Below are 16,648 nucleotides of genomic sequence, written 5' to 3' on the forward strand. Positions count from 1 at the left end.
CTCCATGGATATTCGCAAACTGCAGCGCGTAATCGTCGACGCTCTCGAAGACGTCAAGGCGCAAGACATCAAAGTGTTCAACACCAGCCACCTGACCTCGCTGTTCGATCGCGTGATCGTCGCGAGTGGCACGTCGAACCGGCAAACCAAGGCGCTCGCGTCGAGCGTGCGCGAAGGCGTGAAGGAAGCCGGCGGCGCGATCGTCAGCACCGAGGGCGAGGACATCGGCGAATGGGTGCTGGTCGATTGCGGCGACGCGATTGTCCACATCCTGCAGCCGGCGCTGCGCCAGTACTACAACCTCGAGGAAATCTGGGGCGACAAGCCGGTGCGCATCAAGCTGTCTACGCCGAGTCCGTTCGGCGGCGCGCGTGCAAGCGAGCCCGACGACGAGGAAGAAGAGGATTTGCCTGCCGCGAAGCCCGCGCGCAAGACTAGCGCGCGCCGCAAGTAAGCGGGCCGTGTCGGCCACACCGCTACTTTCGTCGCAATGAAACTGCATATCCTCGCCGTCGGCCACAAGATGCCGGACTGGATCGCGACCGGCTTCGACGAATACGCGAAGCGCATGCCACCCGAGCTGCGCATCGAGCTGCGCGAGATCAAACCGGAGCAGCGCTCGTCGGGCCGTTCGGCCGAAAGCGTGATGGCCGCCGAGCGGCAGAAGATCGAAGCCGCGTTGCCGAAGAACGCGCGCATCGTCGCGCTCGACGAACGCGGCAAGGACTGGACCACGATGCAGCTCGCGGGCGCGTTGCCGGGCTGGCAGCAGGACGGCCGCGACGTGGCCTTTCTGATCGGCGGCGCGGACGGTCTCGATCCCGAGCTGAAAGCACGCGCCGATATGATGCTGCGCGTGTCGAGCCTCACGCTGCCGCACGCAATGGTGCGCGTGCTGCTGGCCGAACAGCTTTACCGTGCGTGGACCATCACGCAAAATCACCCGTATCATCGCGCGTGAGTGCCGGAGCCAGCGCGGCGACGCCTGGCAACCGTTCGTTGATGGCACGTCGCGGGTGCTCTGGTCGATACGCTTCTTGAACGCATTGCCGCCACTTCATGCGATGATGCGCCCGACGCGCCGCGCATCGATGCCATGAATGGATTCGGCGCATCGATCGCGTCGCCGAATCAAGCTCGCCCCGCCCGCTCTTCCACGCCCATCCGCGTTCACCGCCGCCACGCCATCCGTTCCCCGCTCCACCGAGACTCGTTCATGCCCACGCCCACCGCTTCGCTGCATCCGTTCGTCTACCTCGCCTCGCAAAGCCCGCGCCGCCAGGAGCTGCTGCAACAGCTCGGCGTGCGTTTCGAATTGCTGCTGCCGCGCCCCGATGAAGACGCCGAAGCGCTCGAAGCCGAACGGCCCGGCGAACACGCGCGCGACTACGTGCAGCGCGTATGCATTGCGAAAGCGCATGCGGCGCGCGCGCGTCTCGTGGCCGCTGGTCACGCGGTGCGGCCGATCCTCGTCGCCGATACCACCGTCACGATCGACGACGCGATTCTCGGCAAGCCCATCGATGCCGACGATGCGGTCGCGATGCTCACGCGCCTCGCGGGCCGCACGCACGAAGTGCTGACCGCGCTCGCCGTGATCGATGCCGACGGCGCGCTGCTGCCGGCGGCGTTGTCGGTGTCGAAAGTGCGTTTTGCTGCAGTGCACGCAGACGCGTTGCGTCGCTATGCGGCGAGCGGAGAGCCGCTCGGCAAGGCGGGCGCCTATGGCGTGCAGGGACGCGCGGCGGAGTTTATCGAGCATATAGACGGGTCCTATTCGGGTATCATGGGTTTGCCGCTTTTTGAAACCGCTGCCCTCCTGCGTGCAGCGCGCATCGACTTCTAGAACAACACCATGAATGAAGAAATCCTGATCAATGTCACGCCGCAGGAAACGCGCGTCGCGCTCGTTCAACAGGGCGCCGTCCAGGAACTTCATGTCGAACGAACGCTGTCGCGCGGCCGCGTCGGCAATGTCTATCTCGGCAAGGTCGTGCGCGTGCTGCCTGGCATGCAATCGGCGTTCATCGACATCGGCCTCGAACGCGCTGCGTTCCTTCACGTCGCCGACATCTGGCATCCGCGCATTGCCGGCGAAGCGCAACATCAAGCGCCGCATCAGCCGATCGAAAAAATCGTCTTCGAAGGTCAGACGCTGATGGTGCAGGTCGTCAAGGACCCGATCGGCACGAAGGGCGCGCGGCTGTCCACGCAAGTGAGCATCGCCGGGCGCACGCTCGTTTATCTGCCGCAGGAACCGCACATCGGCATCTCGCAGAAGATCGAGAGCGAGGCCGAGCGCGAGGCCGTGCGCGCGCGACTGACCGCCGTGTTGCCCGCCGACGAGAAAGGTGGCTACATCGTGCGTACGATCGCCGAGGATGCGACGAGCGAAGAGCTCGCCGCCGATGTCGCGTATCTGCGCAAGACGTGGGCGACGATTCTGTCGCAGGCGCAGCGCATGCCGCCCACCAGCCTGCTCTACCAAGATCTGAATCTCGCGCAGCGCGTGCTGCGCGATTTCGTCAACGATGAAACGTCGCGCATCCAGGTCGATTCACGCGAGACGCATCAGATGCTCGCCGATTTCGCGACCGAGTTCACGCCGGCGGTATCGTCGAAGCTGCACCACTACACCGGCGAGCGGCCGCTATTCGATCTGTACAACATCGAGGCCGAGATTCAGCGCGCGCTGTCGCGTCGCGTGGAGCTGAAGTCGGGCGGCTACCTCGTGATCGACCAGACCGAGGCGATGACGACAATCGATGTGAACACCGGCGGTTACGTCGGCGCGCGCAACTTCGACGACACGATCTTCAAGACCAACCTCGAGGCCGCGCATACGATCGCGCGGCAATTGCGGCTGCGCAACCTGGGCGGCGTGATCATCATCGATTTCATCGATATGGAAAACGCCGAGCATCGCGACCAGGTGCTAGGAGAATTGAAGAAGGCGTTGTCGCGCGATCGCACGCGGGTGACCGTGAACGGCTTCTCGCAGCTCGGGCTCGTCGAGATGACACGCAAGCGTACGCGTGAGTCGCTCGCGCATGTGCTGTGCGAACCGTGCCCGGTTTGCCAGGGCAAGGGGCAGGTGAAGACCGCGCGCACGGTGTGCTATGACGTGTTGCGCGAGATTCTGCGCGAGTCACGGCAGTTCAATCCGCGCGAGTTTCGTGTGGTCGCTTCGCAGCAGGTGATCGATCTGTTTCTCGAGGAAGAGTCGCAGCATCTGGCGATGCTGATCGATTTCATCGGCAAGCCGGTGTCGTTGCAGGTGGAGTCGAATTTGAGTCAGGAGCAGTACGATATTGTGCTGATGTAGGTATTGCCCCGGATGAGGCCGGATCGTTCATACCGTCCGGGCGCAGTGCCCGCATCAGCTTTTCGATGTTCTTGTCAGCACCCGATTCAGATTCTCGCCTTTAGCAAAAGTGATTCGCAAAGCACGGCCATTTCAGCACCACACGACGGCTCGAGAACAAATAACAGGCGAGCTCCAGCCCTCAGTTTCTGGACGTACTCATCACCCTTCTGCTCGCTGAGCGTGGCCCCCTTCGAGTCGTCGCGACTATCGATCCACTGGATCCACATCCGGACCTCCGCGAGCGAAAACGCGTACCGCGGCGAGATCAAAAGCCTGGACACGACATTCTGCCCGGCGAAATCAATCATGCGTTGCCCGATCACGCCAGAAAATCTTAGCTCTTCGACTTCACCGCCAACCCGGCGAAAGCGAAGTTCCAAGGCACGTGCGAGGGGATCATGGTCAATCCCAACTAGCTCCGCGTCGTGAAAGCTTGGAAAGTCCGTAACGTTCCGAATATCGGTGTATGTACCCGTGTCCATATAAGCTCCCATAAAACTCACGGCAACAGGGAAAAAGGTAGGCCTGGGCCTCGTACTCCGCGATCCCAATTGTGCGCGTGAGGGATGCCTTGACCATGGTCATGGTCAAAATCAAAATCGACAACCGCCTTCCCATCGTCCCCGTACAGACGCATCTGCCCGCTGCCCGCATTCGTGTACCACGTGCCCGGCTCGCCATGGTTTGGAGTCTTGGCGATCTCGAAGGAAACGCCCGCCGGCATATCCGGCTGATAGTCGAACGCCTGCGCATCGCCAAGCGGCGTTGATACCGGCGTAGCAATCGTTCCATCGGGCAACATGTCGCCCGGGCGGGCGAACCAGATCGCGAGGCCATCGTCAGCCGCCAGTCTCGGCAATTTCGGCCGCTGTAGCGAGCGCCCGACACTCTCAACGGGCACCGCGCGCCGGAATAGCTGCGACGGCGTGACGGTCGCATAGTACGGCCGGATTTCCTGTTCGCCAGGAGCGCCGTTCGCGCCCGAAGCTTGCCGCTTTGACACGACTGCGATCACATCGCCGCTTTCGACGGCGGACTGTAGCGCACGGATCAACTGCTCCGGCGCGGGACCGAGCGTGCCGAAAGAATGATCTGACGGCCGGCGCGCGCCTCGTCGCTCCTCGTGTTGCCACGATATTCGTGGCGCGTGTAAAGCTTGCAGTTTCGGTTGGCCCCAGCTTTGAAGTCAATCGCCATCGGTCTGCAACCCCATCAACATGCGTCACCCCGCCAGATCGATTTGAAACGGGTATACGTAGCATAAGGGTGGAGACAGCGCGATAGAATCGAAACAATCGATGACACTCTTTAGTTTGCTGGTCGACCACGCGGAACCAATAAAGCATCGCCATGCGCGCGTCGAAGCGCGCTGGAGTCCAGACAGATTGTGGCATGAGCCGGCCCCACCCCAATGGAACAAGACCCCGGCGATTGAGTTTGGAAATGCCTGTTGCAACGAGTCGAACGTATAAACTCAGCGCAACTTCCAGAGGGAGACATCTAATGCAACTTCTTGATCACGTATCGATCGTCGTTCCCGACATCGAGGCAGCCCGCCCTTTCTACGACGCCATCATGTCAGCTCTCGGCGCGAGCAAAGTCTTCGACCGTCCCACCGCCTTGGGCTACGGCGAGCGTTGCACGATCGACGACAGCTCATCGACCTATCTGGCCGTGTATCTCGATCCAAATGAAATAACAGAAAACAAACGTCACTGGTGCTTCAAAGCGCCGTCCCGCGAGCATGTCGATGCATTCTTCAAAGCGGGACTCTCGACCGGCGGCAAATCCGACGGCCAGCCCGGCTTGAGGCCCCACTATCACCCCGGCTACTACGCCGCATTTCTGATCGACCCGGCCGGCAATCGCATCGAGGCCGTGTGCCATGCCGCGAAACCCTAAACCCAAACCTCTCCAGGCCTAAGCCGCCACCTCACACCCCGCCTGCTCCAATACGGCCTGCGCCCGGTCATGCAGATCGCCGCCAGCCAACGACGCATCCGACGACCTGACCCACGCGGCGATCCTTAATGTCGCGCCGCCATGCACCGGATAATCCGCAACCGACACCACCGGTGCAAGCGTCGAACCGCTCAGCACACGCGGCTCGTCGGCCACGAGCTTCTGCAGTTGCCCGATCGCCGCATCCACGTCCTTGCGCTGCGCGAGTTCCACGTCGACCTCGATGCGCTGCGTGCCGCCACAACTGTAGTTGATCACCGGATTGCTCCAGATCTGGCTATTCGGCACGAACACGATGTTGCCGCCGCCGCGTTCGATCCGCGTCGTGAAGAGCCCCACCTCGCGGACGATGCCAGCCGCGGCCCCGCTGCCTTCGATCACGTCGCCGACGCGAAACGGTCGCAGCAACAGCAGCATCATGCCGGCCGCGATGTTCTGCAACGTGCCTTGCAACGCGAGGCCGATCGCGAGGCCAGCCGCGCCGAGCACGGCCAATACGCTCGCGGTCGCGATGCCGACTTCACCGAGCGCCGCGATGAAGGCGAGCACGCGCACGGCCCACGTGCCCATCGCGGCCAGCATCGGCGCCAGGGTCGGGTCCGCGGGCGTGCGCGCGAGCGCCTTCGCGAACATCGCGCCGACGCGGTTCGACAACCACCAGCCGACCACGACGATCAGCACGGCAATCGCGATATGAACGACGTCGTGTGTCAGCGTGACGAGCAGTGACGGCTGAAGATGAAAGAAACGGTAGAGGGAGTCGTTCATCGTCGGCTTGGTCCGCTTGATCGATACCGATGCAGAGCAAGCACGACGCGTTCCTGTCCATCCGTCGCAAGATGCGGTACGTGACTTGCTAACTGGCCGTCGATCTCGACGGCATCAAGAAGATGCGCTCGAGCGTCTCAAAGATTGAGATGGACGATCTGCGCTTCAATGCTGAGCGCCGTGCTCGGCGCGATTCGCGACGTTACACGCCGCGCGGCAGCGCTGCCTCGATGAACACCGCGCACAACGCTTGCATGCCCTTCGCGTCCTCCTCGTCGAAGCGCGCGACGATTGGGCTATCGACATCCCACACGCCGATCAGCGTACCGTCGGGCGCGACGAGCGGCACGACGATTTCCGATTGCGACGCCGAATCACACGCGATGTGACCGGGGAACTCGTGCACGTCGCGCACGACCTGGGTCTGACGGGTTTGCGCGGCCGTACCGCAGACGCCCTTGCCGACTGCAATGCGCACGCACGCGGGCTTGCCCTGGAACGGGCCGACCACCAGTTCGCGGCCGTCGTGAAAGTAAAAGCCGGCCCAGTTCAGATCGCTCAACGAATGAAAGACGAACGACGAGAAGTTCGCGGCGTTGGCGATCCAGTCCGTTTCGCCGGCCAGCAGCGCGCGCGCCTGCGCAACCAGTTCTTCATATTGCGCGGCTTTCGGCAGATGCGAGGTGGAGGAAACTTGGAACATGACGGTGTCCGTGAGCAGAGCGGGAGGGTAAACGGTGAAGTTTAAAGCAAGCGAAATTCCCGCGCGCGGAAGTCGAACGGGGTGACACACGCCGCGCGTCTATGCTCGCGTCCCTTCCAGTTCTCAATTTGCCCTTTTTAGTTTCTATCTCAATATTATAAATAACTCATTTCGCATTATTTTAACTCAAAATGATTTTTGCGAGTTCTATTTTTGTTATATTACTCACTCCATTCGATCTGCTTTTTTAAGATACTCGATGCCAAACGCAAATTCAGATAAATCCATGAGTGAAGCAGGCTATACCGCCCTTCGTATAAATGACGGCGTCGTTATGCGCTACTACAACGATGCACCAAAGAATGGCAATTGCACTTGGGGCATCGGCACATTAGCCCACTTCGGTCCGTGTACGGCGGAGGAACTAGCGCGAACGGTTGTTCCCGAAGAGGCAAACACTATTCTGCGAAATCGGGTTGGTGAGGCAGAGGCAGCAGTTAAAACCGTGGTCACGCAGTACGAATTGACTCAGGCACAGTTCGATGCTGCCGTGTCTTTTGCTTATAACTCGTCACGCCAGAACACACGCGACGCGTTAAATCCCGCAAATACCGGAAACATGACAGCCGTCGCAGAAAAAATGAGGCTCAATGTGATGATTACCCCGCGCGATCGCAATGGCCGAAAGATCGGTCCTGCGAAGAGAAGCCGGGGATTAACGAGCCGCCGCCAACGAGAATCCGCGCCCTTCCGGCAGTCCGCACAATGACAGGCCACAAGATTTTTGCATATGTGGCTCTCACACTGGCCGCCTCGGCGAGCGTGTGCGCGGCACAAACACCGCACGCGACGATTAATGATTTCGTCGGCAATTGGGTCGTGACCGATGTAGTTGACTACGCCGATATTTCTGGTGGCATCCCCGAAGCAAAAAGGATTCTCGGCATGAGAATGACAATTACGCCGCAATCCATGAGCTTCAACAGTGAAACCTGCCAGCCGAACACAGGTTTTACCGTCAAACGAATCGACACGCTTTCGGCGTTGAAGAATCAGTTCGGGCTTCGCGTGAATGAAACCGGATTGCCCGCTACAACTGTTGTCGTAGATAGCGACAATTGTTTTGCGGTTTTCCGGATGGACGCTCACAGGATTGTGTTTGGATGGGACGGCATCATCGTTCGCGCGCTACGGGATCAGTGAGAGCTCGCTGAGTACCGTCCCAGAGGCCTAGGCCTGCTACTGATCGACCCCAATAATCACGCTCGACGCCTTGAAAATCGCCGTCGCCGTCTTGCCGCTCGCGAGGCCAAGACGCTCCACGCTGTCGTTCGTGATGATCGCCGCGATCTGTGCGCCACCTGCACTGATCGTCACTTCCGAATTGACCGCGCCCTTCGTGACGGCCGCGACGGTCCCTTCGACGCAGTTGCGCGCCGACACCTGGTGCTTCGCGACATCGACCATCACGATCACCGACGATGCCTTCACGAGCGCAAACGCCTGCTTGCCAGCCGCGAGCCCGAGCGATTTCGCGCTGCCGTGCGTGATGATCGCGACGATCTCGAGACCGTCCGACGTGCGCAGCGTGACTTCGTCGTTGACGGCACCGTGCGTGACGTCAGTGATTTCGCCGCTGAACTGATTGCGGGCGCTGGTTTTCATAGCGTGCTCCCTGTCGATTGAAGCGCGTGGCAACGCGCGGGTGGACGGACAAAGCGAGTGTAGCGGATGCCGCGCGCGCCGCCACCAAACATCCAATGCGCCGCGGGTATCGCCGGCACCGTATCATCGTGGCCTTGCACCTCATACGCCGAATCTTTATGCCTGTCGCCGTTCTCTCCGGCCGTGCCTGCCGCACCGCCATGCTATGCGCCGCCGTCACGATGCTCGTCGCGTGCGGCACGCCAACGCCGCCGCATGGCACGCACGCTTTCGTCGACAACGTCACGCTGTTTCCGCTCGCCCATTACGACCAGAACGTCGATCACTGGCTCGATCCGAACAGCCCCGACTACGATAGGCCGTTTCTCAGCGCCGCCGAGCAGCGCGCACATTTCGACGCGCTGTTCGCGCGCTACTTCGGCACGGGCGAGAACGCGCCGTCGCCATGGAATCCCGCCTGGGTGAGCGCACGCGTGTTTCGCGAACAGGGCGAGGACATTGCCGCACTGCAACAGCGCCGCATCGACAAGTTCGACAACAGCGGCAAGCATCGCAGCGTCATCGGTTACGGCGAAAACTTCCGGCCGCACGACAAGGCGTGGATCGACGCGATCTCCCGCAACATCAACGTCGCTCAGTTCACGCAAGCGCCGGTGTATCAGCCCGAGCGGCGCGCGATCGCGACCGGCAACCTGATGGTGCGCGAACTGCCAACCACCGATCCGTCGTTCTACGACCGTCACCTGGCCGGCGAAGGCTACCCGTTCGACAACCTGCAGATTTCGGCGGTGCGGCCGGGTACGCCGCTCTATGTGCTCGGCGGCAGCGTCGACGGTGCATGGCACTACGTGCAGACGCCCGACGTTCAGGGCTGGGTGCGCAGCGACGGCGTGGCGTTCGCCGACGATCGTTTCATCGATCAATGGCGCACGGCGGCCGGCAAGTCGCTGGGCGCGGTGATCGCCGCGTCGGCGGCGGTCAACGACAGCCGCGACGTATTCCGCTTCAACGCGCCGGCCGGGACGATGCTGCCGCTGCTAACGGGTGGCTCGGCATCGCCAGCCGCGACCAGCACCAACGCAGGGTCGCTCCAGCTACTCGTTCCCGCGCGCGACGTCGACGGCCGCGCGCTGATCCGCACCGCGTCGCTCGACACCACGCAGATCACGCCGATGCCGCTCACCGCGACACCGCGCCATCTCGCGATGCTGTTGAAGGCGCTGATCGGCCGCCCGTACGGCTGGGGGAACAGCGGCCTCTACAACGATTGTTCGTCGGAACTGCAAAGCATCTTCGCGGCGTTCGGCGTGTGGCTGCCACGCCATTCATCGACGCAGATGAGCGCCGGCCGCATGATCGATCTGTCGGACTCGACGCCCGCCGAGCGGCTCGACTATCTGGCGCGGCATGGCGTGCCGCTGCGCACGCTCATCTACATCGGCGGCCACGTGATGCTGTACCTCGGCAACACGACGCGCAACGGCGCCACGGTCCCGGTCGTCTATCAGGACGTGTGGGGCCTGCGTCCGGCAGACAACAGCCGGCGCGCGGTGATTGGTGGCTCGGTAATCCTGCCGCTCGACGAGCGCATCGCCGAGGACGCGACGCTGCAGTCGCTCGCCGCGACGCGGACGTTCCAGATCAGCATCCTCGGCGCACCGGCCGGCAGCGTGGCGCCGTCGTCCGCGCCGCCTGCGGACGAGGACAATCCGGCGGGGTGAATGACAACGGCGACTCACCCTCGCCCGGGCCGGAAAATATTTTTCCCGGAGTGTCGATCCAACGGTCACCAACTCGTCGTAACGTTGAAGACCCAGCTCACGCAGCCGGTCTTTCCACTGAGGAACCGTTACTTCAAGGAGTCACCGTCATGTCCAGCGCCGCAGTCAAACCGATCCCGGAAGGGATGCACTCACTCACGCCGTACCTGATCTGCAAGAACGCCGCCGAAGCGATCGCGTTCTACACGAAAGCCTTCAACGCCGTCGAACAGGTCCGTCTGCCGGGCCCCGACGGCAAGGTGATGCACGCGACCCTGAAGATCGGCGACTCGATGCTGATGCTGACCGACGAATGGCCCGAGCATCAATCCTTCGGCCCGAACACGCTGAAGGGCACGCCGGTCACGATTCACCACTACGTACCGGACGTCGACGCAAGTTTCAAACAGGCGGTCGACGCAGGTGCGACCGTCACGATGCCCGTCACCGATATGTTCTGGGGCGACCGCTATGGCCAGGTCAAAGACCCGTTCGGCCACAGCTGGTCGCTCGCGACGCACAAGCGCGACCTTAGCGCCGAGGAAATCCAGAAGGCGATGGCCGCGATGGATTGTTCGTCCCAAGAGAAGAAGTGAGCTGAAGGTGGGCGTCGGGCGAACGCACGCCCGGCCCCACCGACACACGTCCCGAAGGAGCAACGCCATGCAGAAAATCGCGCCGTGCCTGTGGTTCGACGGCAATGCGGAAGAAGCCGCGGAGTTCTACACGTCGGTGTTTCCGGCTTCGCGCATCGCCACTACGCTGCACTCCACGGACGCCGGCCCCGGACCGGCGGGCGAGGTCGTCGCCGTCACCTTCGAAATCGAAGGCCAGGAGTTCATGGTGCTGAACGGTGGCCCGCAATATAAATTCACGCCGGCCATCTCGCTGATGGTTCACTGCGACTCGCAGGAAGAAGTCGACCGCTACTGGTCGAAGCTGCTCGACGGCGGCGAGCCGGTGGCCTGCGGGTGGCTGCGGGACCGCTTCGGCGTATCGTGGCAGATCACGCCGAACGTGCTGCTGCAGATGTTGCGCGATCCGGATCGCGCGAAGGCAAGTCGCGTGATGGCGCAGATGATGAAGATGGTCAAGCTCGATATCGCGCCGCTGGAACAGGCGTATCGCGGCGAGTAGGACCGGGCAGCGAGCGCCCCGCCTTCCCTCGCTTGCGCGATCTTTTGATAGGATCGGACTCGACCCCAACACGGCGAGACAACCACGGTGCGCGTCAACCATCAGGCTTTCTTCTGCTCGTTGTTCATCGCGCGTCTCGCCGATCAGATCCTGCTCTTTCTGGTGCCGCTCGTCGTCTATCAAACGACGCGCCAGGTTTCATGGTCGGGCCTCGCGTTCTTCATCGAGACGCTGCCGCGCTACCTCGTGTTCCCGTTCTTCGGCGCACTCTGCGACCGCTTCCCCCCGCTGCGTCTGATGCGGCTGAGCCAGGCAGTGCGCGCCCTCGCGTGCTTCGGTGGTATCGCCGCGTATGCGCTGTTCGGCGGCATCGGCTGGCTGATCGCGCTGTCGGCCGCGTGCGGCGTGCTGACGAGCCAGGGGCTCGTCGCGCGCGAGGTGATGCTGCCGCAAATCTTCAGCACGCAGCAGATCCAGAAAGTGCTCGCTTATTCGCAACTGGCCGACCAGCTCGGCTTCGTGCTCGGGCCGATGCTCGCCGCGCTGCTGCTTGGTGTGTGGCGTTGGGAATGGGTGGTCGCCGCGACCGGCGTGCTGTTTCTGTGCGCCGACGCGGCGCTGTTGGTCTGGCAGCGACTGAGCGGTTTTCGCGCGCGCCCGCCCGGGTCCGCTCAATCGCTCGCGCGCGCCGCTCGCTGGAGCACGCCGCTGCGTATCGCGCTCAAGCACGTGTGGACGCTGCCAGGCCTGAAAAAGGTCATCATGCTCGCGGCCGCGGAGAACCTCGTCATCGGTGTCACGCTCGCGACATCGGCGGCGATGGTGACGGGCTTGCATGCGCAATCCAATCGCTACTACGCAGCTTTGCAAACGGCCGGCGCCGTCGCGACGGTGCTGGTGCTGCTGACGGTGGCGCGCGCCGGCTGGTCCGCGCGCGTGCTCGGTCTCGTCGCGTTCGTGACGATCTGCGCGGGCGGCGTGATCGCGGGCGCGAGCGCGTCGCCGTGGGGCTATGCGCTAGGCTTTCTGCTGATCGTCGGCTTCGACAAGATGTTCAACGTGTACATCCGCAGCGCGCGTTTGCAGATCATTCCGCCCGAGGACTACGGCAAGACGATCGGCGTCGCGATTTTGCTGAACAATCTGACGCAGCCGCTCGCCGGCCTGCTGGTCGGCGTGTTCTCCGCTCGAACGCAAACGGGCCCACTGATCGTCGCGCTATCGCTGACGATGGGCGGCATCGGCGCCGCGGTATCGATCGGCTCGGCGCTGCTGCGCCGCAAGCGCGCGTGGGCGCTCGAAGACTGACCGCGCTTCGACGCACGACGACACGCGCAAAGTTACCCACAGTTTTTGTTGGCAAATCTGTGCATAACTTCCCGGGAAAAGCCGCAAGCCTTTGATACGGCTGTCGTTTTTTCGTCTGCATCGAAGGTGCGGCAGCGCACGGAGTTTTACCGGGGTTGATGCTCGAACGGAAGTCATGATGCATGACAGGTTGCAACGCAACCGGGAACTCGCCCGCGCGCAGGACGGCGATGATCCGCGTGGCCCAGCGGATAGTTTCAGCCGGCTTCACACACCCGTCAGCCAAACCCGGCACACTGTAATTCATGACGAAAAGGCTACGTTCGCTTGCGGCGCAATTGGCCGCGTTTCACGGCTAAACATTCATGAAAAAGTAAAGCCACATGCATAGCGCAGTTTTTTTGTATCGGTCACAATGTGTCTGCCTGATCTGAAATTACCGGGTGTGCGTGCGTAACCCGATGAGAACTCAGGTTCACAGTCAACGTGAAATAGTCAATTCAATAGGCATGAATTGTTAAATGTGATTTGCAAAATTCAATTGATAAATCACATCTGTCAATTGCGTTCAGAATGCAGCACATTTAATCAAAATGCTTCGCGAGTCGAATACTGAAAGCTCGGCCAATCATGAATTGCGGCGCGAAGCCGGCACCGCGCTACGCGAAGACGCGGAGGTTGTCGGCGTGTCGGCGGGACGGCGACGCGCGCTGAAGGCACTGACGTGGCTCGCCATCGCCGCGCCCGCGGGCTGGCTCGCGAGCCGCCCGCCGTGGCGCACATGGACCGCCGACTTCCGCACCGCGACCGGCGAACTGCACGACATACTGCTCGCGGATGGCTCCCAGATCACGCTGGGCAGCGCGAGCGCGATCGACGTCGCGTTCGAAGCGAACGTTCGCCGCGTTCATCTGCTTGAAGGGGAAATCATGGTGCGGCCCGTGAGCGATGTCCGCGGCACCGCTGGCACCCGAACGACTCATGCGCCTTTACTCGTGCAAACGGCCGAAGGCGTCGTCGAAGCGCGTGGCGCGCAGTTCAGTGTGCAGCAACGGGATGGTTTCACGCGCGTGGCTGCGTTTCGCGGCGACGCGTTGGCGACGCCGGCAGCCACCGCGGCGCTGATGCTGACGCAGGACCAATGGTGCAGGTTCACGCGCGACGGCATCGCGGCGCCGCTCACGCTCGACCCACGCGAGGCGATGTGGACGCGTGGCCTGCTCTACGCGAACGACATGCGTATCGCGGAGCTCGTCGATGAACTCGCGCGCTATCACGCCGGCGTGTTGCGCTGTGCCGCCGACGTCGCCGATCTGCGCGTGTCGGGCATCTATCAGCTCACCGATAGCGACGCGACGCTCGCGCTGCTGCAGCGGATCTACCCGATCCGTCTGCGCTCGATCACGCCTTACTGGACCCTCGTCGAAGCGCTCGACAGCACGAGAATCTGACGCTCAAGCCGCCACGGCCTGCGGCAACGCGAACCCTTGCTCGCCCTGCTCGCCGCCGAGTGCATCGATCAGATCGCGCAGCATGCGGTCGAGTTCGGCCGTCATCAGCGCGACGTCGGAATCGAAGCGTTCGTCGTCGTTCTGCGCGGTCGGATCGCTCGCTTCCTTGAGCACGTCGAGCGGCGCGATGCGCTTGATCGTCAGCGACGGCGTCAGCACGAACGACACGCGATCGTTCCACGTCATCGCCAGCCGCATGCATTGCTTACCTGCCTCGATGTGGCGGCGCATGTCTTCGGCGTCCAGCGCATGTCCGACATAGCGGACCGTCGCGTTGCCCTCGGCGGGCGAACGCAGCTCGGTGTCCTGATCGAGCGTGAAACCCGCCGGCGCGTCGCCGTCGAGCAGCCAGCCGGTCATCGCCGCGACCGGCGACTGCGCGACGCGCACCGTCATCAGCGGCAACTGGTCGATCGACTTGACGAGCAGACCGCGCACATCGTCGGCGAGCGCCTGCGACGCCGCGTCGATCACGAGCCAGCCATTCGTGCAATCGATCCACACCCGCGTATCGCGGCGGATGCTGAATGCGCGCGGGCGCAACTCGTCGGTGACCTGCTCCTTCAGGTCGCGCATCTGCTTGCGGCCCGGCTTGAAGCCCTGCTGCTCCTCGAGCTCGGCCGCGCGCTCGCGCGTGATCTGGGTGACCACCGACGCGGGCAGCAGCTTCTTCTCGGCACGGAAGGTCAGCAGCATCTGACCGTTCATGGCGTAGACGAGCGAGTCGCCGTCGCGCGGCGGCGCCCACCCCTGGGCCTGCATCTCGACGCTCTGGCCGGGCGCGAACGCGTACGGCGCGAGCCACTTCTGCATCTGTTCAGGGGTGACGGACCACGGAGCGGGCAGACGGTGCAGCTGAAGGTTTTTGAACCACATGAGCGAAGTCGGATTTAGGCAAAGCGCAGCATTTTATCCGACCAAAACCAGACGGGGCGTTCTGGCCGACGCGATCGTGAATACTGCCGATTTTCAGAAATAAAGCAAAAAATCTTCCGACTACAGGCCCGCGCATCCGCGCGTTTTGGCGGCAAATCACCTAGACTTTTGGACAGGACAGACTAGACGGAGGCGGTCATGGCCGACCAAACCGCAAGTTGGCAAACGGTGCAATACGAGGGCTTCGAGATACACGTGTCACCTGTTCCGAAAGACCCGCCGGACCCGGCGCATGCCGCCGACGCGGCGGCCACGCAAAAGAGTCGCTACACGTATCTAGGCTACGTCTGTCATCCGGGCGCCAATCCCCAGCTTCCCGGCCATGCGGTGCCGTTTCACGCGGATGGCGAGGAGAGCTTCGCGAGTGTCGACGACGCGCTCTACGAAGCGGTGCACGTGGGACGCAGCATCGTCGACGGCACGCATCCGGACCTGACGGTGCTGCCGCTCGTGACGGGCGGCGTTTGACACCCGCAGCGACGCCCGCAGCGACACCCGCAGCGCGTCGAGCCGCCGTTTTCGGTTCGGCGCCCGTCAGCCCAACGCGCGCTTGATGCGCGACTTCAGCAGCGCCCGACGCAGCCGGCCGGTGCGCTCCGGCTCGCTGACCGCGAGCGCACCGTCGATGGCGGTGCCGCGGCGCAGATAATAGCGGTCGAACGTCGCCTGCGTCATCCCCCACTTGTTGAGAAACTGGCGACGGCCGTCGTTCTTCACGATCTTGCCGGTGCTCTTCTGCTGGAAGTGATAGACGAGACTGTCGCCGACGCCGACGAACACGCGGCAGCCCGCGTCCCACAGCTTCATCGAGAAATCGTTGTCGCTGCTCATGCCGGGGCTCAGCTCGCTGCTGTAGCCGCCCACCTTGAACCACCAGTCGCGGTGCACGAGCGTCGGCGGCCACGTCGCACCGCGCCAGTCGGCACGCACGAGACTGGGCGCGGCAGCGACCAGCTCGTCGGCGCGAAACACCTGGGCATCGCGGCCGAAGTCGCGCACGACCACGCACGGATTGCCCGAATCGACCGGCTCGATCATCGTGCCCGACAACATGAACAGCCTGTCGGCCGGCATCTGCGCGAGACGCTTGACGAGCGCTTCATCCCACCCCGGGCAGCAGTACATGTCGTCGTTCATGTAGACGATGTAGTCCTGCGTCGCGCGCGCCGCCGCGATATTGACCGCGTGGCAGATACCGATATTGCCGGGCGACGCCGTATGCTCGATGCCCTCGTCGCGCACCCACGCGAGCGTGCCGTCCGAACCGTCGTTGACGTGCACGATGATCTGGTGCGGATACGTCGAATGACGGCGCAGGCTTTTGATCACGAGGCGCAGATATGGCAGGTTGTTCCAGGTCGGGATGATGATTGAGAACATCGAGTCGGTCCGTTGAGCTGGGCGCGGGGCGCGGCATGCGCCGCGCGCCGGCCATGAATGTCGCGCGATTGTACCGCCCCCCGCCTTCTCGCACGACAGGCGCCGCCTGCCGCCGCCGCGCCGAATACCGCGGGCCGACGGTACCTTGCCG

At 62.8% G+C, this 16,648-nt stretch carries 20 protein-coding genes; 13 read left to right on the top strand and 7 right to left on the bottom strand.

Annotated features, from left to right (window positions below):
- The first annotated feature begins 4 nt into the window (after nucleotides 1-4).
- The 4 genes from rsfS to rng all read left to right on the top strand — a co-directional run bounded on the left by rsfS (nucleotide 5) and on the right by rng (nucleotide 3,325).
- On the top strand, nucleotides 5-454 hold the full coding sequence (rsfS, locus tag QFZ91_RS10510; RefSeq protein ID WP_429567189.1) for a ribosome silencing factor: 450 nt from the start codon (nucleotides 5-7) through the stop codon (nucleotides 452-454).
- 36 nt (nucleotides 455-490) lie between these two features.
- Nucleotides 491-961 (top strand): 23S rRNA (pseudouridine(1915)-N(3))-methyltransferase RlmH, encoded by a 471-nt coding sequence (gene rlmH / locus QFZ91_RS10515; protein ID WP_008919684.1) that lies wholly within the window; start codon nucleotides 491-493, stop codon nucleotides 959-961.
- Nucleotides 962-1,216: 255 nt separating this feature from the next.
- Nucleotides 1,217-1,846 carry a Maf family protein gene (locus QFZ91_RS10520; protein ID WP_429567190.1) on the top strand — a complete coding sequence of 210 codons (630 nt, stop codon included), beginning with the start codon at nucleotides 1,217-1,219 and terminating at the stop codon, nucleotides 1,844-1,846.
- A gap of 9 nt (nucleotides 1,847-1,855) precedes the next feature.
- A complete protein-coding gene (rng, locus tag QFZ91_RS10525; protein ID WP_429567191.1) occupies nucleotides 1,856-3,325 on the top strand; it encodes a ribonuclease G in 1,470 nt (489 codons plus the stop codon).
- Nucleotides 3,326-3,411: 86 nt separating this feature from the next.
- Here rng and QFZ91_RS10530 read toward each other — a convergent pair whose 3' ends face one another.
- The gene (locus QFZ91_RS10530; RefSeq protein WP_429567192.1) at nucleotides 3,412-3,849 is read right to left on the bottom strand and encodes a hypothetical protein; all 438 of its coding nucleotides are present in this window, start codon (nucleotides 3,847-3,849) and stop codon (nucleotides 3,412-3,414) included.
- Nucleotides 3,850-3,866: 17 nt separating this feature from the next.
- Nucleotides 3,867-4,382 carry a hypothetical protein gene (locus QFZ91_RS10535; RefSeq protein WP_429567193.1) on the bottom strand — a complete coding sequence of 172 codons (516 nt, stop codon included), beginning with the start codon at nucleotides 4,380-4,382 and terminating at the stop codon, nucleotides 3,867-3,869.
- A 488-nt stretch (nucleotides 4,383-4,870) separates the two neighbouring features.
- Between QFZ91_RS10535 and QFZ91_RS10540 the strand changes: the two genes are divergently transcribed.
- Nucleotides 4,871-5,269: a VOC family protein gene (locus QFZ91_RS10540; protein WP_429567194.1), complete on the top strand. Its 399-nt coding sequence runs from the start codon at nucleotides 4,871-4,873 to the stop codon at nucleotides 5,267-5,269.
- 18 nt (nucleotides 5,270-5,287) lie between these two features.
- Here the strand turns inward: QFZ91_RS10540 and QFZ91_RS10545 are convergent, their stop codons facing one another.
- Entirely contained in the window at nucleotides 5,288-6,097 is an 810-nt protein-coding gene (locus QFZ91_RS10545) for a mechanosensitive ion channel family protein (RefSeq protein WP_429567195.1), read from the bottom strand.
- A gap of 202 nt (nucleotides 6,098-6,299) precedes the next feature.
- Nucleotides 6,300-6,800: a GAF domain-containing protein gene (locus QFZ91_RS10550; protein WP_429567196.1), complete on the bottom strand. Its 501-nt coding sequence runs from the start codon at nucleotides 6,798-6,800 to the stop codon at nucleotides 6,300-6,302.
- A 259-nt stretch (nucleotides 6,801-7,059) separates the two neighbouring features.
- Between QFZ91_RS10550 and QFZ91_RS10555 the strand changes: the two genes are divergently transcribed.
- Entirely contained in the window at nucleotides 7,060-7,569 is a 510-nt protein-coding gene (locus tag QFZ91_RS10555; RefSeq protein WP_429567197.1) for a lysozyme, read from the top strand.
- Entirely contained in the window at nucleotides 7,566-8,003 is a 438-nt protein-coding gene (locus QFZ91_RS10560) for a hypothetical protein (RefSeq protein WP_429567198.1), read from the top strand. The genes QFZ91_RS10555 and QFZ91_RS10560 overlap by 4 nt, the downstream gene beginning before the upstream one ends.
- Before the next feature lie 36 nt (nucleotides 8,004-8,039).
- Here the strand turns inward: QFZ91_RS10560 and QFZ91_RS10565 are convergent, their stop codons facing one another.
- Complete coding sequence (locus QFZ91_RS10565; protein WP_368598241.1) at nucleotides 8,040-8,465, bottom strand: TOBE domain-containing protein; 426 nt, start codon at nucleotides 8,463-8,465, stop codon at nucleotides 8,040-8,042.
- Nucleotides 8,466-8,623: 158 nt separating this feature from the next.
- On the opposite strand from QFZ91_RS10565, the gene QFZ91_RS10570 reads away from it, so the two are divergent.
- The 5 genes from QFZ91_RS10570 (at nucleotide 8,624) to QFZ91_RS10590 (ending at nucleotide 14,121) form a co-directional block, all read left to right on the top strand.
- Nucleotides 8,624-10,186, top strand: a complete 1,563-nt coding sequence (locus tag QFZ91_RS10570; protein WP_429567199.1) for an SH3 domain-containing protein — start codon at nucleotides 8,624-8,626, stop codon at nucleotides 10,184-10,186.
- 149 nt (nucleotides 10,187-10,335) lie between these two features.
- The gene (locus QFZ91_RS10575; protein WP_429567200.1) at nucleotides 10,336-10,821 is read left to right on the top strand and encodes a VOC family protein; all 486 of its coding nucleotides are present in this window, start codon (nucleotides 10,336-10,338) and stop codon (nucleotides 10,819-10,821) included.
- Nucleotides 10,822-10,888: 67 nt separating this feature from the next.
- Nucleotides 10,889-11,362 (top strand): VOC family protein, encoded by a 474-nt coding sequence (locus QFZ91_RS10580; RefSeq protein ID WP_176109171.1) that lies wholly within the window; start codon nucleotides 10,889-10,891, stop codon nucleotides 11,360-11,362.
- Between the two features lie 87 nt (nucleotides 11,363-11,449).
- Nucleotides 11,450-12,670 carry an MFS transporter gene (locus QFZ91_RS10585; protein WP_429567201.1) on the top strand — a complete coding sequence of 407 codons (1,221 nt, stop codon included), beginning with the start codon at nucleotides 11,450-11,452 and terminating at the stop codon, nucleotides 12,668-12,670.
- Nucleotides 12,671-13,263: 593 nt separating this feature from the next.
- Entirely contained in the window at nucleotides 13,264-14,121 is an 858-nt protein-coding gene (locus QFZ91_RS10590) for a FecR family protein (protein WP_429567202.1), read from the top strand.
- Between the two features lie 3 nt (nucleotides 14,122-14,124).
- Here QFZ91_RS10590 and QFZ91_RS10595 read toward each other — a convergent pair whose 3' ends face one another.
- A complete protein-coding gene (locus QFZ91_RS10595; protein WP_176366918.1) occupies nucleotides 14,125-15,057 on the bottom strand; it encodes a recombination-associated protein RdgC in 933 nt (310 codons plus the stop codon).
- Between the two features lie 198 nt (nucleotides 15,058-15,255).
- Between QFZ91_RS10595 and QFZ91_RS10600 the strand changes: the two genes are divergently transcribed.
- Nucleotides 15,256-15,585, top strand: coding sequence for a hypothetical protein (locus QFZ91_RS10600; protein ID WP_176380789.1), 330 nt, complete (start codon nucleotides 15,256-15,258; stop codon nucleotides 15,583-15,585).
- 66 nt (nucleotides 15,586-15,651) lie between these two features.
- Here the strand turns inward: QFZ91_RS10600 and QFZ91_RS10605 are convergent, their stop codons facing one another.
- On the bottom strand, nucleotides 15,652-16,497 hold the full coding sequence (locus QFZ91_RS10605; protein ID WP_176109175.1) for a glycosyltransferase family 2 protein: 846 nt from the start codon (nucleotides 16,495-16,497) through the stop codon (nucleotides 15,652-15,654).
- Nucleotides 16,498-16,648 lie beyond the last annotated feature (151 nt).

Origin of the sequence: Paraburkholderia sp. JPY419, from assembly GCF_050435705.1 — a bacterium.
GTDB lineage: Bacteria > Pseudomonadota > Gammaproteobacteria > Burkholderiales > Burkholderiaceae > Paraburkholderia > Paraburkholderia youngii.

What these genes read in the sequence shown, in the direction of transcription:
- QFZ91_RS10520 (WP_429567190.1), top strand. Translation starts at nt 1,217, where the DNA reads ATGCCCACGCCCACCGCTTCGCTGCATCCGTTCGTCTACCTCGCCTCG.
- QFZ91_RS10575 (WP_429567200.1), top strand. Translation starts at nt 10,336, where the DNA reads ATGTCCAGCGCCGCAGTCAAACCGATCCCGGAAGGGATGCACTCACTC.
- QFZ91_RS10560 (WP_429567198.1), top strand. Translation starts at nt 7,566, where the DNA reads ATGACAGGCCACAAGATTTTTGCATATGTGGCTCTCACACTGGCCGCC.
- QFZ91_RS10580 (WP_176109171.1), top strand. Translation starts at nt 10,889, where the DNA reads ATGCAGAAAATCGCGCCGTGCCTGTGGTTCGACGGCAATGCGGAAGAA.
- QFZ91_RS10555 (WP_429567197.1), top strand. Translation starts at nt 7,060, where the DNA reads ATGCCAAACGCAAATTCAGATAAATCCATGAGTGAAGCAGGCTATACC.
- QFZ91_RS10600 (WP_176380789.1), top strand. Translation starts at nt 15,256, where the DNA reads ATGGCCGACCAAACCGCAAGTTGGCAAACGGTGCAATACGAGGGCTTC.
- QFZ91_RS10530 (WP_429567192.1), bottom strand. Translation starts at nt 3,849, where the DNA reads ATGGACACGGGTACATACACCGATATTCGGAACGTTACGGACTTTCCA.
- QFZ91_RS10545 (WP_429567195.1), bottom strand. Translation starts at nt 6,097, where the DNA reads ATGAACGACTCCCTCTACCGTTTCTTTCATCTTCAGCCGTCACTGCTC.
- QFZ91_RS10590 (WP_429567202.1), top strand. Translation starts at nt 13,264, where the DNA reads ATGCTTCGCGAGTCGAATACTGAAAGCTCGGCCAATCATGAATTGCGG.
- QFZ91_RS10565 (WP_368598241.1), bottom strand. Translation starts at nt 8,465, where the DNA reads ATGAAAACCAGCGCCCGCAATCAGTTCAGCGGCGAAATCACTGACGTC.
- QFZ91_RS10540 (WP_429567194.1), top strand. Translation starts at nt 4,871, where the DNA reads ATGCAACTTCTTGATCACGTATCGATCGTCGTTCCCGACATCGAGGCA.
- QFZ91_RS10550 (WP_429567196.1), bottom strand. Translation starts at nt 6,800, where the DNA reads ATGTTCCAAGTTTCCTCCACCTCGCATCTGCCGAAAGCCGCGCAATAT.
- rlmH (WP_008919684.1), top strand. Translation starts at nt 491, where the DNA reads ATGAAACTGCATATCCTCGCCGTCGGCCACAAGATGCCGGACTGGATC.
- QFZ91_RS10595 (WP_176366918.1), bottom strand. Translation starts at nt 15,057, where the DNA reads ATGTGGTTCAAAAACCTTCAGCTGCACCGTCTGCCCGCTCCGTGGTCC.
- QFZ91_RS10570 (WP_429567199.1), top strand. Translation starts at nt 8,624, where the DNA reads ATGCCTGTCGCCGTTCTCTCCGGCCGTGCCTGCCGCACCGCCATGCTA.
- rsfS (WP_429567189.1), top strand. Translation starts at nt 5, where the DNA reads ATGGATATTCGCAAACTGCAGCGCGTAATCGTCGACGCTCTCGAAGAC.
- QFZ91_RS10605 (WP_176109175.1), bottom strand. Translation starts at nt 16,497, where the DNA reads ATGTTCTCAATCATCATCCCGACCTGGAACAACCTGCCATATCTGCGC.
- rng (WP_429567191.1), top strand. Translation starts at nt 1,856, where the DNA reads ATGAATGAAGAAATCCTGATCAATGTCACGCCGCAGGAAACGCGCGTC.